General features: G+C 59.6%; 15 protein-coding genes. 2 read left to right on the forward strand and 13 right to left on the reverse strand.

Annotated features, from left to right (window positions below; all coding sequences use genetic code 11):
• Window positions 1–23: 23 nt before the first annotated feature.
• From PLH32_07960 to PLH32_07970, 3 genes are read right to left on the reverse strand one after another with little or no spacing between them, the layout of a single operon-like run.
• Window positions 24–1,463: a glycoside hydrolase family 30 protein gene (locus tag PLH32_07960; protein ID HQJ64530.1), complete on the reverse strand. Its 1,440-nt coding sequence runs from the start codon at window positions 1,461–1,463 to the stop codon at window positions 24–26.
• Window positions 1,460–2,485, reverse strand: a complete 1,026-nt coding sequence (gene amrS, locus PLH32_07965) for an AmmeMemoRadiSam system radical SAM enzyme (GenBank protein HQJ64531.1) — start codon at window positions 2,483–2,485, stop codon at window positions 1,460–1,462. The genes PLH32_07960 and amrS overlap by 4 nt, the downstream gene beginning before the upstream one ends.
• A 9-nt stretch (window positions 2,486–2,494) precedes the next feature.
• Entirely contained in the window at window positions 2,495–3,427 is a 933-nt protein-coding gene (locus PLH32_07970; GenBank protein ID HQJ64532.1) for a class A beta-lactamase-related serine hydrolase, read from the reverse strand.
• A gap of 198 nt (window positions 3,428–3,625) precedes the next feature.
• On the opposite strand from PLH32_07970, the gene PLH32_07975 reads away from it, so the two are divergent.
• Window positions 3,626–4,729, forward strand: a complete 1,104-nt coding sequence (locus PLH32_07975) for an aldo/keto reductase (GenBank protein ID HQJ64533.1) — start codon at window positions 3,626–3,628, stop codon at window positions 4,727–4,729.
• A gap of 272 nt (window positions 4,730–5,001) precedes the next feature.
• Here the strand turns inward: PLH32_07975 and PLH32_07980 are convergent, their stop codons facing one another.
• From PLH32_07980 to PLH32_08000, 5 genes are all read right to left on the reverse strand, one after another.
• The gene (locus PLH32_07980; protein ID HQJ64534.1) at window positions 5,002–7,062 is read right to left on the reverse strand and encodes a hypothetical protein; all 2,061 of its coding nucleotides are present in this window, start codon (window positions 7,060–7,062) and stop codon (window positions 5,002–5,004) included.
• Between the two features lie 124 nt (window positions 7,063–7,186).
• Window positions 7,187–8,062: an NAD(P)-dependent oxidoreductase gene (locus PLH32_07985; protein ID HQJ64535.1), complete on the reverse strand. Its 876-nt coding sequence runs from the start codon at window positions 8,060–8,062 to the stop codon at window positions 7,187–7,189.
• A 33-nt stretch (window positions 8,063–8,095) separates the two neighbouring features.
• Window positions 8,096–8,524 carry a nuclear transport factor 2 family protein gene (locus PLH32_07990; GenBank protein HQJ64536.1) on the reverse strand — a complete coding sequence of 143 codons (429 nt, stop codon included), beginning with the start codon at window positions 8,522–8,524 and terminating at the stop codon, window positions 8,096–8,098.
• A 4-nt stretch (window positions 8,525–8,528) separates the two neighbouring features.
• Window positions 8,529–9,398, reverse strand: coding sequence for a glycosyltransferase family A protein (locus PLH32_07995; protein HQJ64537.1), 870 nt, complete (start codon window positions 9,396–9,398; stop codon window positions 8,529–8,531).
• Between the two features lie 10 nt (window positions 9,399–9,408).
• On the reverse strand, window positions 9,409–10,236 hold the full coding sequence (locus tag PLH32_08000; GenBank protein ID HQJ64538.1) for a rhomboid family intramembrane serine protease: 828 nt from the start codon (window positions 10,234–10,236) through the stop codon (window positions 9,409–9,411).
• Between the two features lie 295 nt (window positions 10,237–10,531).
• Here PLH32_08000 and ychF point away from each other — a divergent pair, with 295 nt between their 5' ends.
• Complete coding sequence (gene ychF / locus PLH32_08005) at window positions 10,532–11,611, forward strand: redox-regulated ATPase YchF (GenBank protein HQJ64539.1); 1,080 nt, start codon at window positions 10,532–10,534, stop codon at window positions 11,609–11,611.
• Window positions 11,612–11,622: 11 nt separating this feature from the next.
• Here the strand turns inward: ychF and PLH32_08010 are convergent, their stop codons facing one another.
• The 5 genes from PLH32_08010 to rsfS all read right to left on the reverse strand — a co-directional run bounded on the left by PLH32_08010 (window position 11,623) and on the right by rsfS (window position 18,026).
• The gene (locus PLH32_08010) at window positions 11,623–14,193 is read right to left on the reverse strand and encodes a PAS domain-containing protein (GenBank protein ID HQJ64540.1); all 2,571 of its coding nucleotides are present in this window, start codon (window positions 14,191–14,193) and stop codon (window positions 11,623–11,625) included.
• 100 nt (window positions 14,194–14,293) lie between these two features.
• Entirely contained in the window at window positions 14,294–15,055 is a 762-nt protein-coding gene (locus PLH32_08015; GenBank protein HQJ64541.1) for an ATP-binding cassette domain-containing protein, read from the reverse strand.
• Entirely contained in the window at window positions 15,052–15,981 is a 930-nt protein-coding gene (locus PLH32_08020; GenBank protein ID HQJ64542.1) for a PfkB family carbohydrate kinase, read from the reverse strand. Before PLH32_08020 ends, PLH32_08015 begins: the two co-directional genes overlap by 4 nt.
• Window positions 15,982–16,000: 19 nt before the next feature.
• Window positions 16,001–17,656, reverse strand: a complete 1,656-nt coding sequence (gene argS / locus PLH32_08025; GenBank protein ID HQJ64543.1) for an arginine--tRNA ligase — start codon at window positions 17,654–17,656, stop codon at window positions 16,001–16,003.
• 1 nt (window position 17,657) lies between these two features.
• Window positions 17,658–18,026: a ribosome silencing factor gene (rsfS, locus tag PLH32_08030; GenBank protein HQJ64544.1), complete on the reverse strand. Its 369-nt coding sequence runs from the start codon at window positions 18,024–18,026 to the stop codon at window positions 17,658–17,660.
• Between the last annotated feature and the right edge of the window lie 22 nt (window positions 18,027–18,048).

Consider the following 18,048-nt stretch of genomic DNA (forward strand, 5'->3'; position numbering starts at 1 on the left):
TTCCGGTTATCACTGCACCCGCATCAGTCGATTATCAGGGTCATGATTGAGTGAGGTAGACTCGTTACATCGGCCGCCATCCCGCTGCGCCAGAGCTTGTAGGGGAGGGTTTCATCCGAGAGATTGAGGACGATCACAGCGAGCTTGCCGTCGGGATTGACAAAGCCCGTGGTCAGCAGCTTGTCGCGGTTGGAGCAGGCGATGATCCGCCTGGCCCCGGGCCGGACGAATTTGCTAAAGTGGCCGAGGTAATAAAATGAGTTCATGTAGTAGAGATCGCCTGCGGCAGTCTTGTGGACCGGGGCGTAGCAATAGTTGCCGACGTGGTTGGGTCCCCCCTTCTCATCGAGCAGGACGTTCCAGTCGGTCCAGCCGACGGCCCCGTTGTTGAAATCGCGCACCAGGGACTCGCCATAGCGTTCGCCCCAATGCCATTCGCCCAGTTTCTCGGTCGAATAGGGATAGGTGCAGCCCTCGGTGAAGATCAAGTTTATTTCTGGAAAGGCCTCGTGCACCCGCTTGACATTATCGAAGACGTCGTTCATGTACCAGTGAAAACCGACGCCCCAGACGTACCGCGCCGCTTCGGGATCGTTTAGGATCGTGCTCGCGCGCTGATAGAGCAGATCACGGTTGTGATCCCAAACGATCAGTTTTTTGCCGGCCATGCCCGACCGGGCGAGGGTGGGGCCGATGTACTTTTTAACGAAATCACGCTCCTCTTCGGCGGTAAAGATACAGCTCTCCCAGGTCTGCGTGGCCATGGGCTCATTCTGCACCGAGAGGCCCCAGACCGGAATCCCTTCGGCTTCATAAGCCTGGATGAATTTGACATACAGGTTGGCCCAGGCCTGAGCGCACTCCGGTTTCAGCTTGCCGCCGTGCAGCATGTCATCGTTGGTTTTCATCCACGCCGGCGGGCTCCACGGACTGGCATAGAGGAGGATGTGGCCACCGGCCGCGGCCATGGCCTTCTTGATGAAGGGGATCTTGAACGACTTGTCGTGTGCAATGCTGAAGCTTTTCAGCTCCAGATCGCCACGCTCGACATACGCATAACTTTCGCTCGAAAAATCGCAGCTCTGAATATTGGTTCGCGCCAGGGAGTAGCCCAATCCCCGGTCAGGATCGAAGTAGGCGGTCAGCAGCTCCTGCTGCTTGGCTTTGGAGAGGCTGAAAAAGGTTTCCGCCGAGGCATCGGTCAGGGCGCCGCCGATGCCGATGACGGTCTGAAAGGTATGGGTTGGATCGATGAAGACGCAGGGCTGGGTTTCGAGCGGCTGGCCGAAGGCGGCGAACTCCACGGTCCCCAGATCCGCCATGCGGGCGGCGCTCGACTGCGCCGTCTGGTAAATCCTGACCTTTCCGGGAGATGCCGTTACGGTGTCAGGGGCTTTCTTTTCCGCAGTGCAAGCCAGGAAAAGGGCGGATGTTAGGGTCAAAGTAATCAGGGATGGTTTCACACAGCCTCCTTTGAGAATAATCCGTCCAGTTTGGTTCGGCATTGGGGACAGCAACCCGATTCGAGATAATTGGCCGAGATGGTATAGCCGGAGCGTTCGATCAACAGGACTCCACAACGGTAGCAGTAGGTGTTCTCACCGATATCACCCGGGGCATTGCCGGTATAGACATAGCGCAATCCGGCTTCCAAGCCGATCCGCCGAGCCTTGTGCAGGACCTCCAGCGGCGTCGGCGGGAGATCAATCATGCGATACTGCGGATAAAAACGGCTGATATGCCAGGGGGTCTCCGGACCCAGTTCGTCTTTAATAAAGAGTGCGATTGCATGCAGGCTCTCTTCATCGTCGGAATAGCCCGGCACCGCCAGGGTGGTCACCTCGAGCCAGATCCCCAGCTTTTTTAAAAGCCGCAGGGTATCGAGGACCGGCGCCAAGGCGCCTCCCACCACGCTGTGGTAAAAATCCTCATTCCATCCCTTGAGATCGACATTGGCGGCCGTCAGGCAGGGAGCTATTTCCCGCAGCGGCGGCTCATGAATAAAGCCGTTGGTGACCCAGATCGTATCAATACCCTGGGCGTGCGCGAGCCGGCAAATCTCGAGGGCATATTCGTAATAGACCGTCGGTTCGGTATAGGTACAGGCGAGGGTGCGGCAGCCGCCGGCCACTGCCTGTTCGATCACCAACCTGGCCGTAACCTCACGACCTCCCCACACGTCCTGCCCCGGCCTGATCTGGGAGATCTCATGGTTCTGGCAAAACCGGCAGCGGAAATTGCAGCCCGCCGCGGCTATCGAGAAGCAGCGGCTGCCGGGATAAACATGATACAACGGCTTCTTTTCGATCGGATCGACATGTAGGGCTATGGCCTTGCCATAATTGAGGGAGTAAAGCACGCCCTCCCGGTTTTGCCGCACGCCGCAAAGCCCGCTCCGGCCCGGAGCGATCACGCAGTCATGGGGACAGAGGCGGCAAAGGACCTGCCCGCCCGGTGCCGCCACGCTATAGAGCGCGGGGTGCAATCTGGCCTCCTAACGGTTGGTCATCAGCGTGTGAATCCTGGCCGCCAGCAGCCGAAGCTTCTCGCTGGCTATCTTTTCGGGCAGGGGGAGAAAACAGGCGATGACATACCGATGGCGGCCGTCATCAACAATCCCGACATCGTGCGTCCAGTTGCTGTACCAGCCGGTCTTGTGGTAGAACATCGCCTGCGACGGCAGCCCGGCGGCGAGCTTGGAAGTATCGAGCTGCCCGCCCATGAGACAGAGCAGTTGCATGCTGACCCAGGGCGAGACCAACTGGCGCCGGGCGATCCGGCAGAGGAAATCAGCGGCATGCAGGGCGCAGGTTTCTGTGCCGCGAATCTTCTCATAACCGGGGTCCTCGAATGGCCGTTTCAGGAATTTGCGCGTGACCTCGCTGCCATACCAGTTGTAGCGGTGCATCAGGGAGTCAATGCTATTACGGCTGGCCAGGTCGATGAGGCAGTTGGCGGCCGAATTATCACTGCGGGTGATCATCAGGTCGAGGAGGTATCGCACGGTCACGGTATCGCCGCCCTGCAACAGCGGCCGCGGATCGAGGGTCCACTCTTTTGAGCGGTCGACGGCGTTGATATCCCGGACGATGTGCGGCGTCGCCAGATCGAGCCGCCCTTTGCTGATCTGATCGAGGATCTCCGCAGCGACATACATCTTGTAGATCGAGGCGGGGTAGATGAAATTGTCCATGTACACCCCGCCGAGGTGCGTTTTTTTTCCGGCAAGATCCGCAACCGCGAGTGAAATCAGTTCAGGGCCATCTTCGGTATCGAAGGGGCCTTCCAGGCCAAGATCCCGAACCACAGCGGCGAGTTGCGTCGACAATTTGGCATCGTATTGACAGTAATCGGGGATCTGTGGGGATTGGGCTCCAGCTGCCACGGTCACAAGCAGGCCGGCCAGGAGCATGCAGGCTATGGTCATGGTCTCACTCAACTGGTTGATCTGAGATGCAATTTACTAATCCATGCGAACATTGGCAACACTTTATTTGCCTGCCATTTCCCGGCATGCGATCCGCCCGGAGGCCCAAAAAAACGCTTGTTCTCACCTAAAAAGTTGCTAAGTTTTCTCTGGCATCGGATTCATCCCCATCGGTAGCATAAACGCACGGGAAACCACATGATCTATCACCCCTACGGCACGACGGGCATACAGGTCTCGGCCATCGGCTTTGGCGGCATGCGCTTCCCCGACCAGCACGACGTCGAGGGCTGCGCTGCTCTGGTCAAAAAAGCCTACGACCTCGGGATCAACTATTTCGATACCGCGATCGGTTACGGTAAATCCGAGGAACTCTTCGGGGTTGCCTTCCAGGAGATGAAAAAGCTACGCCGTGATAAACCCTTTTATGTTGCGACCAAAACCAATAAGGCCGAGCCGGATCAAATCCGCCGCGAGCTCGAGGCCTCGCTGCAGCGCATGGGACTCGATCAGATCGATTTTTACCACATCTGGTGCGTCGTGGACCGGGAATCGTTCATTAAACGCCAGCACAAAGGGGCCTTGCAAGCCTTCGAACAACTGCAACGCGAGGGGCTGGTTCGGCACATTTGCGTCTCAAGCCATATGAACGGGGCCGAGATTGAATGGATGCTCGAGGAATACCCCTTTGCCGGCATCCTGCTGGGCTACTCAGTGATGAATTTTGCCTACCGCGACCAGGGGATCAGCGCGGCGGCCAGGCTCGGGCGCGGCGTGGTCATCATGAATCCCCTCGGCGGCGGGATCATCCCGCAGCACCCCGAACGCTTCGATTTTGTGCGTACCCATGCGGATGAAACCGTCGTCCAGGGCGCATTGCGCTTTCTCCTCAACGATCCGCGCATCACGACGGCTCTGGTGGGATTCAGCAATCAGGCGCAGCTGGATGAGGCCATTGCTGCCGCCGACGGATTCACTGGACTGACGGAGGTGGCTGTCCAGGAAATTCGAAGCCACCTCAGCACCTCATTTGATGCGCTCTGTACGGGCTGCGCTTATTGTGATCATTGCCCGGAAGGGGTGCCGGTGCCGAAGATGATGGACAGCTACAACCAGTTCATGCTCTCCGGCAAGCCGGAACACATCGCCGAGCGTCTCGGCTGGCATTGGGGCATCAGCCGCAAGAGTCCAGTATTTGACCTTTGCAGCGAATGCGGGTTGTGCGAGGAGGCCTGTACGCAAAAACTGCCGATCCGGGAGCGCTTGAAAGAGATCAAGCGCATGGTGCAGAAGCCCAGGTGAATGAAGATGGCATGCTAATAGGTGAAGCGGAGCAGCTTTCAACGGATTCTGGATTCACCGCCGTTTAGCTGCAAGCGGCATTGATAACAGTGTGGTCCATGCTGCTGATATCCCGACCAGTTATCGAGAGAAGAATCAGGAATCCGACAAGATCGATTCGCGTCAAATAGCGAGCGAATTGCACGGCGGGGCGGCGCGAGGAGGTCGGGTGGGCACCAGAGCCGAATACCGGCGCTCATGGCACCTGGTGGGCGCGAGATTTTAGGGCAGGATCAATCGCCGATATGAAGCGTCAGCTGCAGAAGCGCCTTGACCCGCACATAGTTATCAAGAAAGAGCCGGACGCTGCGCCCATTGCTTCCGGCCAGCTGCACACGATGGGCGAAATAGAGCGTTTTGGTGGAAGCCGTCGCGTTTTGAAAGAGCGGAACGTCGGCCGGATCCAGGGCGATGCGGCTGGTTGCGGTTGCGGCAGTTGTAACGCGGCCTGCTGCATCTATGGCAGCCGCCACCAGCCGGACCGGTCCAAAGACCAGATCGGGCGTCGTGAATAGGCGGCTCGAGTCGCTGGCAAAATAAAACCTCACCTCGCCGGCCACCGGAAGATGATTTTCGACCTCCACTTCCAACTCACCAGCACGCAGGCGTTCCATGGCCTCGCCCGAGAGCGTCACTGTGCCTTTCTCATCCCAGAATGCATCCCCTCCAGCGTCTGCAGGCGAAATGTATAAGGCGTTGGGATCGCCATCGATCTGCCGGGATTCCCAAACGAGGTTGCAGGGCAGCTCCAAGTCGAAACGGGCCGCAATCACATCGCCGCTGCGTACGCTGCCATAGACCAGGCTGTCACCGATGTCCACGGTGCCTGTCACAGCGATCCTATCGGGCTGCTGGTTGATGAATGCCACGATTGCGCTGTTGTTCGCGGTCCAGGGCGGTGGGGTGTAGAGTCGGCCCGTCGGGGTTGCGGCCGGGACAGCGAACTCGAGCGGGAAGGGCACACCCGCGCTGCCATTTCGAAAGCCATGCAGCGCACCACGGAAGCGTAGCGGCAGATTGAGTGTGCTATAGACCGTCACCTGGAGCCGTGCCTCACGCAAGGTGATGCCCTCCAGGTCACCCCACGCGCCGGCCACATCGAGGGCGCGTACGGTGCTGTCGAGGCCGACCGCCCGCGGTGCAAGACGGCCGCTGAAACGGCCGACGCGCACCCCTTCGAGGGAGAGGGCAAAACGAATCTGGGTCGCGACGCCGATTTCGACAAATCCGCTGCGCATATCATCCGTGGTCGCGCGGATGGTCATCTGAATCTGCTGTGGTGATCCCACGGCCGGCAGGGCAAAATCGGCGGTCAGCCCAGCCAGATCAACCTCGGTGCGCGTGACCAAGCCCGGATTGAGCCCCAGAGTGAGGGTCAGCGCCTTGTGGGTGGCGGGAACGGTGATCTGGGGAAATTCCAGGGTGAGCGCCGGGCTGCTGAAGGGAGAACGGTTGTCGATTTCGAGGCGCAAACGGCCGCTCTCGAATACGGCTTCATCGATGGCATTCCCGGCGGCATCCGCCAGGGCCATGGTTTCGCTGCGTTCCAGGGTCGTGGCAGGAATACGCGCTTCGGCTGCGGCAACGACGAATTGGGTCAATTCCACAACGAGATCCACAGGGAGATCGGCGGAAACGGTGATCAGCCGGCCACGGCTTCCGGGCGAGTCGCCGCTGATCAACCATCGCGCCTCGCGCGGAATGGTACATCCGCCCATATCAAGCATGACCGCGCTGGAATCGCCGGCAGCGATCCGGCGTATCAGCGGGCTGGAGACGACCAGGCTGCCCGTAACGCTGTTCTGCAGGGTGAGGATGAGATTCTCAAGATCGACATTCAGACGGTTATAGAGATGGAGGCGCGCGGAGCCGCGGATCAGCGACGCGTAGAGCAGATCCTCACTGCTGTGGACGGCGGCTGGGACGTAATTGAAGGAAAACGGGGCGATAGCCGCGGTTGTCCCGGTGAGGGAGACCGCCTCAGAAGTCAGCTGCGACCACAGATAGCGTTCCGCCATGACCGGAACGCTCGGAATTGTAAAAGCATCGAGGCCCAGGGTAAGGCTTTCATGGAAATCCGGGAGGGTCAGGTAGGCCCCGACCTGCGTGGTATCGAGCGCCTCGGAAAAATGAAAGGTGAGGAGGCTGTCGGCTCCCGCGACAAAATTATCCTCCTCTGCGATCAGATCGGCAAGGGTATAACGGTGATCCATCACCGGGATATTCACGGTCGTATCCCAGTTCGGGACCTTGGGGGACTCCAGTGAACAACCCCAAAGCAGGAAGGCAACCACGCCCGACCCTCCTGCAAGAAGATATTTATACAACCCGCTCATCCAGCCACCCGAGATCCTGCTTCCCATTTACAGAACATACCGGCAATCCGCCGGCTCTGCGTACTCCCCCTTGCTGTCGACTTTAGGCGTTACCGCCGAGCCGTCGCAGTGATTTGACCAGGGCTTGGGTGCCTTCCCGGCCCTCACCGTGCGCCTGGCAGCCAGTGAAGAGCTGGTGTACCAGGGCCAGCGCCGGCGCCGGAAGCTGCATTTCGCGCGCTGCCTCGAGGGCCAGCCGCAAATCCTTCTGCTGTAAATCGATCATAAATCCCGGAGCAAAATTGCCCGCCGTCATCCTGGGGCCCAGATTGGTCAGCTGCCAGGATCCCGCCGCGCCGCCCTTGACCGCATCGATCATCACCAGGGGATCCACCCCCGCCTTGCGGGCGAACTCGACCGCCTCGCAGACGGCAAGGTTGGTTACCGCGCCGAGGATCTGGTTGCAGAGTTTGACGGTCTGGCCCATGCCGTGTCCGCCAACCCAGGTGACGCTTTTGCCCATCGCCTGGAAAACCGGAAGGCAACGCTCAAAGACCTCCTTTTTCCCGCCGACCATGATGGCCAGGGTTCCGGCGATGGCGCCGATATCGCCGCCACTCACCGGGGCATCGAGCATCTCGCCGCCCTTCGCTTCAATCTCGGCCGCCAGTTTGCGGGTCACCGCCGGAGAGATGGTGCTCATATCGATCACCACCCCGCCAGGATGGAGGCCTCTCAGGATCCCGTTCCCGCCCAACACCACCTCCTCGACATCGGGAGAATCGGTGACGATTGTGATCACCACCTCGCTCGCAGCAGCCACCTCGCGCGGCGAAGCGGCGCCCGATGCGCCTGCCGCCAGCAGTTTCTCCATCCGCCGGGGCGTGCGATTGTAAACCGTCAGCGAAAAGCCCACTTTGAGCAGGTTGAGGGCCATGGGCTCACCCATGATGCCCAGTCCAATGAACCCGATCTTCATACGTTTCTCCTTTTGTGTGGGAGGCTGGTGAACTCAATAGGCCGAGGTCATGTGATGCTGCCAGATTTTCCAGCGCCCCTCCTGTCTGACCAGGATCGTCGTATAAAAACCTTGCACCTTCGAGGGTTTGCCGTTGCTGGTGATCGCGACCGTACCCTGGTAGCGTGCCACCGCCAGGTTCCCCTCGCAGCGGATCTCTGCGTCGCCCAGTTCGGTCTTGATCTGCTCCCAACGCTCAAACATGGGATTGAAATAATCACCGATCTGGCTGGCGTTGAGGGTCTTGCCGTTGAGGGTATACCAGTACATATCCCTGGTGCACAGGGCGCGCAGGGCGGCGATGTTTTTGGCGTCGAAGGCCGCATGGAAGTCCCTCACGCCCTTTTTAATTTCAGGATCCTGATTGCCGGTGCAGCCGGTCATCAGGGTCAGCAGCAGTAGAGCCGCCATTCCTTTATGCATCAGGCTATTCCTCTTCGCTCTTCAATGGTTCTCCGGCGGTAAGCGCCATCCGCTCGGCCCAACCGGCTTCCTCGTCTCGGCCATGCTTACGGCAGCCGAGGGCATAAATACGGCATTTTTCCGCGAGTGCAGCCAGGGTGGCGGCCTTATCCTCCGCTGCCAAATGGCCGGATGTCACCATTTTTTGCAGTGCGATGATCCGGTAGCGATCCAGGCTGTGTTGGCGCGATAACTGCGGCCAGGGCCCCGCGCGTTTGATGATCAATTTCTCCGCCAAGAAGAGCACGGGATTCTGGCTGGTTATCCGCAACCAGAGATCATAGTCCTCACAAGCGGGCAGGTTTTCATCGAAGAGGCCGATCTCCTCCAGCACACTGCGCTCCAGGATCACCGAGGAGGGACTGATGATGCACAGCGGCAGGCATTCACGATAAATCCATCCGGAGCGCTTGCGATGGCGTGCTCCCGGATTCATCCACCGGCCATCGCGCCGCCACTCCTCGTCGGTGTAGCAGATCCTCATCCCGGGATTCTCCCGCAGAGCGGCCAGCTGGCGCTCGAGTTTAACGCGCTTCCAGAGATCGTCCGAGTCGAGGAAAGCGAGCCAGCGGCCTGAAGCAGCGGCGATACCGCGGTTACGTGCGGCAGATACTCCCAGCGGCTGCGGATGGCGGATGCGCAGGATCCTTTCCCCCAGCGGCTCCAGGAGCTGCTGGGTTTCGTCCTCCGAGCCGTCATCGACGACGAGAATCTCATCGGCCGGCCGGCTTTGCTGCAGCACGGAGTGCACGGCTTCCAGAACCAGGGCGGCGCGGTCGCGGGTGGTCAGGATGACGGAGATCGTCTTCTGCGGCACCGGTGATGGAAGCGTCATGCCACCGCCCTCAAACCAACGGGATTAATGATAGGACAAATCCGGCCAGAGTGATGAGGCCGAGCGCCAGGGCAGCAATACGATGGGCGGTGCGCTCGGGGGCGATCTCCTGGTATTTCAGCAGTTGGGCGCAGAGATACCCTCCAGCGAAGCCGCCCGCATGAGCCCAGTTATTGACACCGGGAAAGATAAAGCCGAAAACAAACGCCATGAGCGCCCAACTGCCTACCTGGCGCATCAGGGCCTCGCCAAACGTGCCGCCGCGATGACGGCCGTAAAAGATCAGCGCCCCAAGCAGCCCGAAAATCGACCCGGAGGCGCCGACGGTAAAGGGCACCTGGAGCAGATCCGAGGCGAGAAAGCCGGCCACCCCGGCCACGGTGAAAATAATAAAAGCGCGAGAGAGACCGAAAAAATCCTCGACTGCGTAGCCGATGTTCCGCAGCCAGATCATGTTGAAAAAGATATGTAGAATCCCGCCATGGAGATAGATGGCGGTGAACAGTGTCCACCACTGCCCCTGGGCGAGCGGAACCGCACCTGTCATCCCCAGGCGGTACAGCGCGCTCCCGCTTGGTGAAAGCAGGCTGAAAAAGCCGCGGACGGAGAATACCGATGAGAGGTCCAACAGCAGGCTGATCAGATAAAGCAGGACATTAAAGCCGATCAGGACGGGGATCAAACCGCCAAGGCTGCGGATGACCTTGTCGAATCCGGCGCTCAGTCCGGAAAGGCCATAGTTTTTCCAGCCGCAGTGGATGCACTCCTTGGCGTTGACGGAGATCAGGCGGCGGCAATTGGGGCAAAGCCGGGCTCCGGCTCTGGTTTCAGAAGACATAGACCTACCTCACTGGATACAATATGAAACATAATATGCGAAAAAAAATGTTCTTAATAAAGGAGAAAATCGCACGGGGCAGCCCCCGCAATCTCGCATCCACCCGAGCCGAACTCGGTTATTTAATAGGCTTTTTCTCTTCCATAGCCCTCTTGTTTATATTTGATTAGCTCCAGGTGGGACTCCGATTTTCGGAGGTATCAAAGAAAATTACAGCCGATATTTTCCTTGCAAATATTTCGGCGAAAGTTTATATTTTATGTAAGTTTAGAACAAAACAAAACGGATTACTCCCATGAAAATCGGCATTGTGGGTTTGCCCTTTTCCGGCAAGACCACCCTGTTCAACGCACTCACCGGGGCAGATGCAGCCCAAGCGGGTAAGCGCGACGCCCACCGCGCCATCGTCCAGGTTCCGGACGAGCGCCTCGACCGGCTGGATGCCCTCTTCACCCCCAAAAAAAAGACACCGGCGACGATCGAGTATATCGACCTCAGCGGTCTGAGCGCCGATGAGCAAAAGAAGGGCGGCTTCAGCGACCAATTCCTTGGTCAGCTGCGCACCGCCGACGCCGTCCTGGTCATCGCCGCCGCCTTTCACAACGATAATGTACCACATCCCCTTAACCGCATTGATCTGCAGCGCGACTTCAACCTCGTCCAGGAGGAGTTCATCCTCAGCGATCTCGGCATCGTCGAAAACCGGCTGCAGCGGCTCGAGAAAGAGATGCGCGTCCGTAAAACCGACCTCCATGTCAAGGAGGAGCAAGTGCTGCGGCGCTGCAAGACTGCGATTGACAACCTGCAGCCCTTGCGCACCCTCGAGTTTGCCCCCGACGAGGAAATCCTCATTCGCGGCTATCAGTTCCTCTCGCTCAAACCCCATATCCTTGTGCCGAACATCGACGAAAAGGAGATCGGCCGCAGCGAGGCCGTAGCCGCAGCGCTGGAGAACTGGGCTGCCATCCCTAAAACGGCGGTGCTGCCGATCTCGGCGCAAATTGAAATGGAAATCCGGCAACTCTCCCCAGATGAGGCGGAGATCTTCCGTCTGGATGCCGGCATCCAGCAACCAGCGATGAACCGACTGCTGCGCAGCTCCTATCAGCTGCTCGGGCTGCTTTCCTTCTTCACAGTCGGTGAGGATGAGGTGCGCGCCTGGACGATCCACAGCAACACCCTGGCGCCACAGGCGGCGGGGGTGATCCACTCCGACATCGAACGCGGTTTCATCCGCGCCGAAGTGGTCCATTACGACGATTTCATCATGCGGGGGAGCATGGCCAAATGCAGGGCGGAGGCGGTCTTGCGGCTGGAGGGCAAGGACTACATTGTCAAGGACGGGGATATCATCAATTTCCGTTTCGCCGTCTAAGGCCGGGCGGATTAGCCGTTGATGGCCGCGGCAACGGTCTGCAGCAACAGGGTGGTGGTATAGGGTTTTTGCACAAATCGGGCATGGTGCTCGTCCATGACCTCCTTGATCTCCTTGTCGGGGAGATAACCGCTGGTGAGAATCAGCGGCACAGGGCAAATCCGTTCGATTTCGCCGGCAAGCTCGCGGCAGGTTGTTTTCTCAAGCTGCCAGTCGAGCAGCACCGCGCGGATCGCGGCCTTGTGGTCCTGTAAGTGCTGCAACGCGGTGGCTCTATCCATGGCGGTGAGCACCGTATAGCCGGCATGGCTCAGCATCAGGGCGTTCATTTGCAGGATGCCCGGTTCATCATCGATGACCAGGATGGTCTTCCCGACCTCTGCGGGGGCTGCGGACGACGCAAGCGGCAGATAGAGCTGGAAGGCGCGCTGGTCAAACTCGGCGGTAACGATGCGCGCCGCACCGTGGTGGGCCTGGATGATCGCCTGCATGGCCGCGAGTCCGAAATCGCGGAAGCTGCCTGCCGCCTGGTTTTTACGCTCTTCCGCCGGCCAGGGCGACGAATGGTCGGTATAGGCCACTTCGATCATCATCAGCCGCGCCACCTCCGCAAGACCCTCGCTCCGCTCAGGAGCCGCCTGGATTTTAATCCGCAGCGGCATCCCTTCCTCCATAACCTTCCGGATGTACTCGAGCAGATAGACCATGGCATGCAGCAGCATGACCGTATCCCCTTGTACCAGCACCTTTTCGTCCGCAACCTGCCAGTGGATCGGGGCCGTCTGGCTGAAGAGGCGCTCCTGGGTGTTGGCTGCGTGATGAAGGATGGGGACGATCGGCACCGGCGCAGTGGTGATTTCAAATTCACCGGCGATATAATGGACCTGTTGGAAAAAGCGCGTCAGGGCTTCGGCATCCTGGAGCAGGATCCGGGCTTCATCGCGCATGGAGCTTTCCACCGCCGCGGGGTGGATGAGCAACCGTAGCCGTTCGTAGAGGGGCTGCCACTGGCGCTCGAGCAGACGGCTGAGCGCCTCGAGAGCGTCGGCGGGTTCCTCCCGTTTCGGCGAGACCGGCCGGCTGACCGGCGGTCTGGCCGGCTCGAGCGGGCTCGCTGCCGGCGTCGGGGACGGCGGCGGCAACGATTTTTCGCAGGAGCAGATCGTCGCGGTGATCACCTGCGTATCGGGCAGATCGGTCTTGGCGAGCTCCACCTGGATCGCAAAGACCTCGCCGGAATTGTCGAGGACATAGAGGATGCCGCCCGGCTTGACCTCTTTCAGGTCGGGATTGATGCGAAACTCGAAGAGCCATTGGTGCCATTGCTTCTGGGACTCGCCGACCAGCAGATTGCTGAAATCGAGACCCAGCACTGCGAGTGCGGAGATGTGCAGTAACTCGGCCATCCGTTGATTCCAGACCAGGATGCGGTTCTCGCCATCAACGGCAAAGAGGGGATAAGCCAGCTCCTCGAGGAAACCGAGGCTCTCCAGAGTGAGCGGTTCCGCCCTATTGTCGGAATCCCCCGGGCGCTCGGATTCTGCAGCCGGCGGCTGCTCTCCCTGTGCCGCCGTGGGAGCGATAGGCTCTGCCTCCCGGGTCCCGGTTTCGCCGGCACTTGCAGCGGCCGCAGCCCGCTGTTCCCGGCTTAATTCGCGAAGCAGCTCGGGCAGGATCTCCGGCCTGCTCTTGCGCACCTCCGAACTGCGTAGAATCTGCCAGCGGAGCCCTACCTCTTGTCCCTCTTCATCCCGGTCCGATACCAGCAGCCAGGTCACCCGCAGCAGCAGGCCATCCTTGGTCTGGATCAGCGCCTCGATTTGGCTCTCATGCTCCCCCAGGGCGAGAATATCACGCAGCCGCTCCTGAATATCGAGATCGATCGTCAGGTGCTCTATGGCATTAAGGCCGACCATCTCATCGCTGGCGTCATAATGAAGCAGTTCGGCGATGGCTGGCGAAACCGAAAGAATATCCCCCTGCCGGTTGGTCACCATCTCCTGGGCTCCCGCCCTACCCCAACCCGGCCCTTCCGGTTCCCGGTGCTGCTTGCGGTAACAGCTGTAGCCGCCCTCTAGGAGATCGGTCAGCTGTGTCCTGAACCAGGCAGTATGGTGGACCAGTTCATTCAGGGGAGCGCGCGGTTGGGCATCGAGGAAGGCGAGATACCGGACATCGTTCCAGGAAAAGCCATCGAGGAGGTACCGCCAGCGCCCGAGGTCGAAGGTATCGAGATCGTGGACCGCCACCAGTTGTACGGCCCCAACAGTCTGGTGCTGAACCATCAGCGGCAGGATGGCACGGTGAAAAATACCGTTAAAAAAAGAGGCGAAGACCGTGTTCCCGTCGCGGAGACCCAGGTCCGCGAAATGGGGCGGATTGGTGAGGATGAAATCAAGAAAGGGGGAGAGGACCGACGATAAGTCCTCTGGCAGAGTGCACTGCAGGGAGGGCCGGGTCACCTTTTCCCCATCGGCGTCGAACAGCAGAACTGCAAGGTGCCGTTGTGCGGCAAAAGTATCCTGCACCTGCTGCAGGACTGCAGGATCGACCAGATGGGAAATGTGCAAAATGGCATTCATGGCCGGGAGCAGATCCCTCCTTATTCATGGCGCTCCGGATAGGCTATTTGTGCAATATAGGGGCAAAAAATGACAAAATCAACAGGTGCCATCAAAAAGATCACGATTGAAGCAGATGGTCGAGATAAAAAGGCAGCGGCGGCTCCAGGCCGATGGCGACCAGTTCGTCGACGCGGCTGAAAATTTCCGCCGGAGGTCCCTCGCAGAAGAGCCGTCCCCCCTCGAGCACGACCAGCCGTTGGGCGGCCCAGGCCTCCTCCGGAAACTGGGTGACGAGCAGGCAGGCCATCTCCTGCTGCTGGTGCAGCAAGCCGATCAGCTCGATGATTTGCCGCCGGTGCAGGGGATCAAGCAGTGAAGTTGGTTCATCGAGGATCAGGTAGCGGGGTTTCATCGCCAGAACGGCCGCCAGGGCGAGGCGCTGTTTTTCACCGCCGGAAAGATAATGAGGTGATTTCAGGCGATAGGGCTCCAGCTCAAAATAGCGCAGCATCTCGTCGACCCGGGCATGCATCTCATCGTATGGCAGCCCGAGATTTTCCAATCCGAATGCAATCTCCCGTTCCACCGTTGTCGATACGATCTGATTGTCCGGGTTCTGAAAAATCATGCCGATCCGCCGGCGGATCGCCGCGAGATTCTGTTCTTCCGCCGTATCGAGTCCATCGACGCGCACCCGGCCGCGGTCGGGAAGGAGAAGTCCGTTGCAGCATTTAATCAGGGTGCTCTTGCCCGAGCCGTTGGGCCCCATGATGGCCAGCGATTCGCCGGGATCGATCCGCAGCGTGATACCATTCAAAACCGGGCGCGTCTCTCCGGCCGGGTCGTGATAGGAAAAATAGATGTCACTCAGCTCAATCAAGCTTCGGCCAGCCCATTGGGATCCAAATCGAAGCGGGTCATAGCGCGCAGGGCATCGACGCGGCCGAGGATCTCTTTGCGGCTCAGACTGCGCAGCCGATTGCAGCTGAAATCTTCCACGAGAAAGGAGGCCACCGCCGTACCAAAGACCACAGCGCAGCGCAGGTTTTCTTCCGTCACCTGGCCGCAGAGAGCGAGATACCCCATAAATCCTCCGGCAAAAGTGTCGCCGGCGCCGGTTGGATCCTGCAGCTTTTCCACCGGAAAGGCCGGGCAGAAGAAATAGCTATCGTCGTGGACCAGCAGGGCTCCATGCTCGCCTTTTTTGACGATCAGAGTGCGCGGCCCCATGCTCTGAACGAGCCGACTGGCCCGGATGAGATTCTCCTCACCCGAAAGCTCCCGGATCTCCGAGTCATTGACCACCAGAGCATCGACCCGCTTGAGAATCTCGCGCAGCGGGCCGGGAGTGCCGCTGATCCAGAAATTCATCGTGTCCATGGCGATGAAGCGGGGCTTGTCCACCTGGGCCACGACGTTGAGCTGGAGCTCCGGACTGATATTGGCAAGGAAGACATAGTCACTGCGGCGGTATTTCGCCGGGATGCGGGGATTGAAGTTTTCAAAGACGTTGAGATGGGTGAAGAGGGTTTCGCGATCGTTCATGTTTGCGAGGTACCGGCCTTTCCAGCGGAAGGTCTTGCCCGTTTCGATCTGCAAGCCGTCGAGATCGACGCCGCGGTCGCGGAGAAAGTCGATTTCGTTAGGGTTGAAATCCTCGCCGACCACGGCCACGAGGTTGACCGGGGTGAAAAAACTGGCGGCAGCCGCGAAGAAGGTAGCCGATCCGCCCAGGGCGTCATGTACCTCGGTTGCCGGAGTGATCACATCGTCATAAGCCATGGAACCGACTACAAGCAGACTCATGGTGAGCGTACTCCTCTCTCTATCTCATATTTTCAGGCGCAGAGATTCCGAGCAGGTCAAAGGCATTGGCCAGTACCTGCCGCGTCGCCCGCGCCAGCATCAACCGCGCCGCCGAAAGGGCTGTGTCCTCGGTGACGACACGGTTCTCGTGGTAGAAGCGGTGAAAGACCGCGGCCAGCTCTTGCACATAATTGGTCACGCGATGGGGCTCGGTGTGTTGCACCACGCGCTGGATGACCTCGGGAAACTCGAGCAGTTTCTTGATGACCTGCAGCTCGAGGGTATTGCCCAGTGGCGAGGTATCCGCCTCCGCCGGGATCTGCAAGCCCTGCTCGATCGCGAAGCGCTCGATGTTGCAGATCCGCGCATGGGCCATCTGAACGTAATAAACCGGGTTTTCGTCGCTCTGGGTTTTGGCGAGATCGATGTCAAAATCCATGGGTTGGGAGATGCGCCGGTCGATGAAATAAAAGCGGGCGGCGTCGCTCCCGACCTCCTCGATCAGTTCATCCATCTCGATGATCTGGCCGGCGCGTTTGGACATCTTGTAGATCTGGCCGCCACGCAGCAGATTGATCTGCTGGATGATGCTGACCTCAAAGCTTCCGGCAGGGTGGCCGAGCGCCTGGAGGGCGGCGCGCATCCGCGGGATATAGCCGTGATGGTCAGGCCCCCAGAAATCGATCACCTTCTCGAAGCCGCGGCGGAACTTGTCCTCATGATAAGCGATATCGATAAGAAAGTAGGTCGGTTCGCCGTCGCTGGTCACCAGCACCCGGTCCTTTTCGTCACCGAACCGGGTGGAACAGAACCAGAGCGCGCCTTCCTGCTCGTAGCTCAAGCCGGCGGCGGCGAAGGCGTCGAGGACCACCTGCTGTGCATTGGCCTGGCGCAAGCCGCTTTCGCGGAACCAGTGGTCGTACTCCACACCGTAGGTGGCAAGACTGGCGCGGTGGCGGGCGATCATTTCTTCCATGCCGATCCTGCCGAGGGCGGCGGCCCGATCCTCCTGCGGCAGCGTTGCATAGCGGTCGCCTTCGCGGGCCATGATCTGCCTGGCGAGATCGCGCAGGTAGTCGCCATGGTAGCCTTCCTCCGGAAAGGGTTCGGCGTGGCCGAGTTCGTTCATATAGAGCGAGCTGAGGGAAGCGCCGAGGAGACGGATCTGGCGTCCGGCATCGTTGATGTAATATTCGCTGCGGGCGTCGAAACCCGCGGCGCGATAGCAGCGACGCAGCACGTCGCCGACGGCGGCGGCGCGGGCGCTGACGACCACCAGCGGACCGGTCGGGTTGGCGCTGACGAATTCGAGTTGGACCTTGCGGCCGCCCCCCATGGCGCTGCGGCCAAAGGACGCGCCTTCGCGGAGGATCTCGAGCACAGCGTGCTGGAGCGCCGGTTTGGCAAAATAAAAATTGATAAAACCCGGACCGGCAATCTCGACTTTCTCGAGATAGGCCGGGTCCTGGGGCATAAAACGGATTAATTGTGCGGCGGCTTCGCGCGGTGCCAGACCGACCTTCTTGGCCAGGGTCATGGCCAAGGTCGTGGAAAGATCGCCCTGTCCCTCCTGCTTGGGCCGTTCAATCCCCAACCACGGCGTTTCACCGGGCTCCAATCCGCTCGCCTTCAGGGCGCGCTGCAAGGCCTCCTGGATATATTCCTTCGGTTTCATTTTACGATCCCTGTTGCGAAAAAGTTTGATCCGTAAGCTCCTCCATGGGAGCATCGCCCCACAGCCGCTCCAGTCCATAAAAGTTCCGCGCCTCGGGCCGGAAAATGTGGACCACCACATCGACAAAATCAAGCAGGAGCCATTTCGAGCCGATGCTGCCCTCAACGTGCCAGGGGCGCACCGCTTCGCCGCTCAGCTGCTCCTCCAGATGGTCCATGATCGCCCGCGCCTGCGGATCGCTGTCGACCGAGCAGATGACAAAAAAATCGGTGATGCTGGTCAGTTGCCGCAGATCCATGATTACCGGATCGATGCCTTTTTTCTCCCAGATCAGGCGGGCAACCCGCCGCGCCAGTTCTTGGCTCTCCACGTTTAAGCCTCCCAATGGGTGA

The organism is bacterium (assembly GCA_035419245.1).
Classification (GTDB): domain Bacteria; phylum Zhuqueibacterota; class Zhuqueibacteria; order Residuimicrobiales; family Residuimicrobiaceae; genus JAKPUX01.

Coding starts and splice junctions, on each gene's coding strand:
- PLH32_07995 (HQJ64537.1), bottom strand. CDS start 9,398: ATGACGCTTCCATCACCGGTGCCGCAGAAGACGATCTCCGTCATCCTG.
- PLH32_07970 (HQJ64532.1), bottom strand. CDS start 3,427: ATGACCATAGCCTGCATGCTCCTGGCCGGCCTGCTTGTGACCGTGGCA.
- PLH32_08000 (HQJ64538.1), bottom strand. CDS start 10,236: ATGTCTTCTGAAACCAGAGCCGGAGCCCGGCTTTGCCCCAATTGCCGC.
- PLH32_08020 (HQJ64542.1), bottom strand. CDS start 15,981: ATGAGTCTGCTTGTAGTCGGTTCCATGGCTTATGACGATGTGATCACT.
- PLH32_08010 (HQJ64540.1), bottom strand. CDS start 14,193: ATGAATGCCATTTTGCACATTTCCCATCTGGTCGATCCTGCAGTCCTG.
- ychF (HQJ64539.1), top strand. CDS start 10,532: ATGAAAATCGGCATTGTGGGTTTGCCCTTTTCCGGCAAGACCACCCTG.
- argS (HQJ64543.1), bottom strand. CDS start 17,656: ATGAAACCGAAGGAATATATCCAGGAGGCCTTGCAGCGCGCCCTGAAG.
- PLH32_07985 (HQJ64535.1), bottom strand. CDS start 8,062: ATGAAGATCGGGTTCATTGGACTGGGCATCATGGGTGAGCCCATGGCC.
- PLH32_07990 (HQJ64536.1), bottom strand. CDS start 8,524: ATGCATAAAGGAATGGCGGCTCTACTGCTGCTGACCCTGATGACCGGC.
- PLH32_07975 (HQJ64533.1), top strand. CDS start 3,626: ATGATCTATCACCCCTACGGCACGACGGGCATACAGGTCTCGGCCATC.